1 protein-coding gene is annotated in these 3,909 nt (G+C 70.8%); it reads right to left on the bottom strand.

Features of this window, described 5'->3' with window-relative positions; genetic code table 11:
* Positions 1 to 3,841, bottom strand: a 3,841-nt coding sequence (locus tag E4099_RS30115; RefSeq protein WP_245245310.1) for an SDR family NAD(P)-dependent oxidoreductase, incomplete at its 3' end; no start/stop codon positions are given.
* Positions 3,842 to 3,909: the final 68 nt, after the last annotated feature.

Here is a 3,909-nt window from a genome sequence, read left to right as displayed (position 1 = left end):
ACTCCACAAAGAAGTCCGGCGTCGACATCACCGCCACACCACCAGCCAACGCCAAATCACACTCACCCGAACGCAACGCCCCCACCGCCCAATGCAACGCCACCAACGACGACGAACACGCCGTGTCGATGCTGACGGCGGGGCCTTCCAGACCCAGGACGTACGACACTCGGCCGGACGCGATACTTCCGGCGCTCCCGTAGCTCACATAGCCCTCGACCTCGCCGGGTACGTCGTTGAGCCGGGATCCGTAGTCGTTGTAGATGACGCCGGCGAAGACGCCGGTCCGGCTGCCGCGCAGCGAGGTCGGATCGATGCCAGCCCTCTCGATGGCCTCCCAGGAGGTCTCCAGCAGCAGCCGCTGCTGCGGGTCCATGGCCAGCGCCTCACGCGGCGAGATACCGAAGAACTCGGCATCGAACTCACCGGCCTCGTAGAGGAAACCGCCGGTGCGGGCGTAGCTGGTGCCGGATCGCTCGGGGTCGGGGTCGTACAAGGCCGCCAGGTCCCAGCCGCGGTCGGTCGGGAACTCGGCGATCGCGTCACCATCCGCGACCAGCAGCCGCCACAGGTCATCCGGCGATGACACATCACCGGGGAAGCGACAGCCGATGCCCACGATCGCGATCGGCTCGTCGGTGGCCTTGGCGCTGAGGGCCGGTGCGGTGACCCGTACGGGTGATGCGTCACCGAGCAGTTCCGTCACCAGGTGCCGCGCCAGTGTAAGGGGATTCGGGTAGTCGAAGACCAGAGTCGAGGGCAGGCGCAGGCCGGTTGCGGTATTCAACCTGTTCCGCAGTTCCACGCCCGTCAGTGAGTCGAATCCGAGTTCCTTGAAGGGGCGTTCGGCATGGACGGGGCTGGTCGTGGTGTGTCCCAGAACAGCCGCGGCCTCGGTGCGCACCAGTTCCAGGACGGTGGGCGTACGGTCGGCCTCGGCGAGTTCGGCCAGCCGCCGGGCCAGCGACGGGCCCTGGTGGTCTGCGGTGTGCCGCCGTGCCGGTGTTCCCAGCAGATCGGTGAAGAGCGGGGGTAGCGAGGCGGCGCGGGCCCGCATGGCCCGCAGGTCTAGCCGGGCCGGGACGAGTACGGCCTGGGGTGCGGTCAGGGCGGCGTCGAACAGGGTCAGTGCCTCTTCCGCGGACATCGCCACCGCGCCGGTGCGTGCCCACCGGGCGAGGTCCGTGTCGCTGAGCCGCCCACCCATGCCCCGGGACTCCGCCCACAACCCCCACGCCAGGGAGACGGCAGGCAGGCCCAGAGCCCTGCGGTGCTGGGCGAGGGCATCCAGAAAGGCGTTGGCCGCGGCGTAGTTGCCCTGGCCGGGGCCGCCGAACGTGGTGGAGCCCGAGGAGAACAGCACGAAGGCGGCCAGTCCCATGTGCTGGGTGAGTTCGTGCAGGTGCAGCGCGCCGTCGGCCTTGGGGCTCAGCGATCGGTCCAGTTGCTCGACGGTCAGCGTCTCGACAATGCCGTCGTCGACGACTCCGGCGGTGTGGACGACCGCGCAGAGCGGATGCTCCGCCGGCACGCGTGCCAGCTCGGCGGCGAGCGCGGCGCGGTCACCCACATCGCAGGCAGCCAGCGTGACGTGTGCGCCCAGTTCCGACAGTTCCGCCAGCAGCGCTTCCGCGCCTGGAGCCTCCGTGCCGCGCCGGGACACCAGCAGCAACCGCCGCACCCCGTGTGCGGCCACCAGGTGCCGGGCCACCAGGGCGCCCAGTCCCCCCGTGCCGCCGGTCACCAGCACCGTTCCGTCTGCGGGGAACACTCCCCCCGTCGCCCCCGTCGCCCCCGTCGCCGCCACCGCGGCCAGGCGGGGGACGGCTTGCCGTCCGGCACGTACCGCGATCTGCGGCTCCGTGGAAGCGAGCGCCATGGGAAGTGTGGCGAGTGAGGTGGGCTGCCCGTCGATGTCCAGCAAGGTGAAGCGGCCGGGGTGTTCGGACTGCGCCGAGCGCATCAGCCCCCAGACGGCCGCCGCGGGCAGGTCGCTCACCGCGTCGCCCGTGTCACCATCGTCGGCCCGCAGCGCCCCCTGGGTGAGGACGACGAGGCGCGACGCGGTGAGGCGATCGTCCGTGAGCCAGGTCTGGAGCGTCTCCACCACGTCGGCGAGGACCTCCCGGGTACGTGCCGGGAGCCCTGCGATATCCGCGTCGGCACCGGCGGCACACACCACCAGGACACCTGGGACGCCTTCGGAAGCGGCGGCGGCCTCGCCGAGATCCGCGTACCGTGCGCTCGGCAGTTGCGGCTCGGGCAACCGGTCGACCAGGCCGAAGGGGTCGGCCCCCACCAACGCCCAGTCCACCGGCCCGGCGGACTCCGGTGCCGCGGGCTTCCACTCCACCCGGAACAGGGAGTCGCGCCGTACGCCGCCGGCCGTCCGCAACTGGTCTGCCGCCACGGGCCGGGCCACCACAGCCGCGACCGACGCCACCAGACGCCCGGAGGTGTCGGTCAGCCTCAGCCCCACCGTGTCCTCGCCCAAGGTCAGCAGGCGTACCCGCAGCGCGGTCGGCTTGGAGGCGTACACCGCCACCCCTCGAAAGCAGAACGCGATCTGCGCCTGCGACTCGCCTTCCACCGCCGAGGGGCCGCTGTGCCAGGCGTGGAGTGCGGCGTCAAGCAGGGCGGGGTGAATGCCGAAGTGGTCCGCATCCTCCTGGGCCTCCTCCGGGAGTGCCACCTCTGCGAATATCTCGCCCCCGCGGCGCCATGCCGCCCGCAGCCCCTGGAAGACCGGCCCGTAGTCCAATCCGGCCGACACCAGCCCTTGGTAGATCACATCGGCGTCCACCGGCTCCGCGCCGGCGGGAGGCCACTCCCGTTCTTCTCCCAGACTGTCGGCCACCGACGATCCTTCGACGGCCGGCACCATGGCGCCCGATGCGTGCTGGGTCCACGCAGCGCCCAAGGCACCGTCCTCAGGGCGAGCGTGGATGGTCACCGTCCTGCCTCCGGATTCCTCCGGCGCACCGACGGTCACCTGAAGCCGCACGGAACCCGTCTGCGGCAGTACCAAGGGGGTGTGCAGGGTCAGTTCCTCCACCTGCGCGTAACCCAGCTCGGCACCGGCACGCAGGGCAAGCTCCACGAAGAGGGTTCCGGGCACGATCACCGTGCCGTGAACGGCGTGGTCGTTCAGCCACGGGTGGCTGGCCAGCGACAGCCGACCGGTGAGGACGGTCCCCTGGCCACCGGCCAGCTCCACCGCCGCCCCCAGCAACGGATGCTCCAGCGCCTGCTGCCCCCAGCCGACTCCCTGGGCAATGGCCGAGTGCTGGGCCGCCATCCAGTACCGCTGCCGCTGGAAGGCATACGTGGGCAACTCCACCCGCCGAGCCCCTGAATCGGCGAACAGGGCCGCCCAGTCCACGGCCAGACCCTGCACGAACGCACTGGTCAGAGCCTGCGCCAGCTGCTCCGCACCCCCCTGGCCACGCCGCAGCGTCTCCACCACCACACCCTGGATGCCCAACCCCTCCAGCGTGTCGCTGACCGGCACCACCAACCCAGGATGCGGACTGCACTCAACGAACGCCGTATGCCCGTCGGCGACAGCAGCACTGACCGCGGCTTGGAGCTCCACCGTCTGCCGCAGATTGGTGAACCAGTACCCACCATCCATCACCGTGGCATCCGGCAGCACCTGGCCGGTGACGGTCGAGTAGACAGGGACCCGCCCGGGACGCGGGCTCACCTCCGCCAAAAGCCCCTCGACCTCCTCCCGCACCAACTCCATCTGCGGAGAATGCGAGGCGTAATCCACCGGGATCCACCGGACGCGAACTCCGTCGCCCTCCCAGGGACCCACCACCTCCCGCAACGCCTCCACCTCACCCGACAGAACGACGCTGCCCGGACCATTCACCGCCGCGACCGACACCTCAACACCCACAGCCG

The sequence above is a fragment of the Streptomyces palmae genome (assembly GCF_004684805.1).
Classification (GTDB): domain Bacteria; phylum Actinomycetota; class Actinomycetes; order Streptomycetales; family Streptomycetaceae; genus Streptomyces; species Streptomyces palmae.
This window is presented reverse-complemented; position numbering and strand designations above follow the sequence as displayed.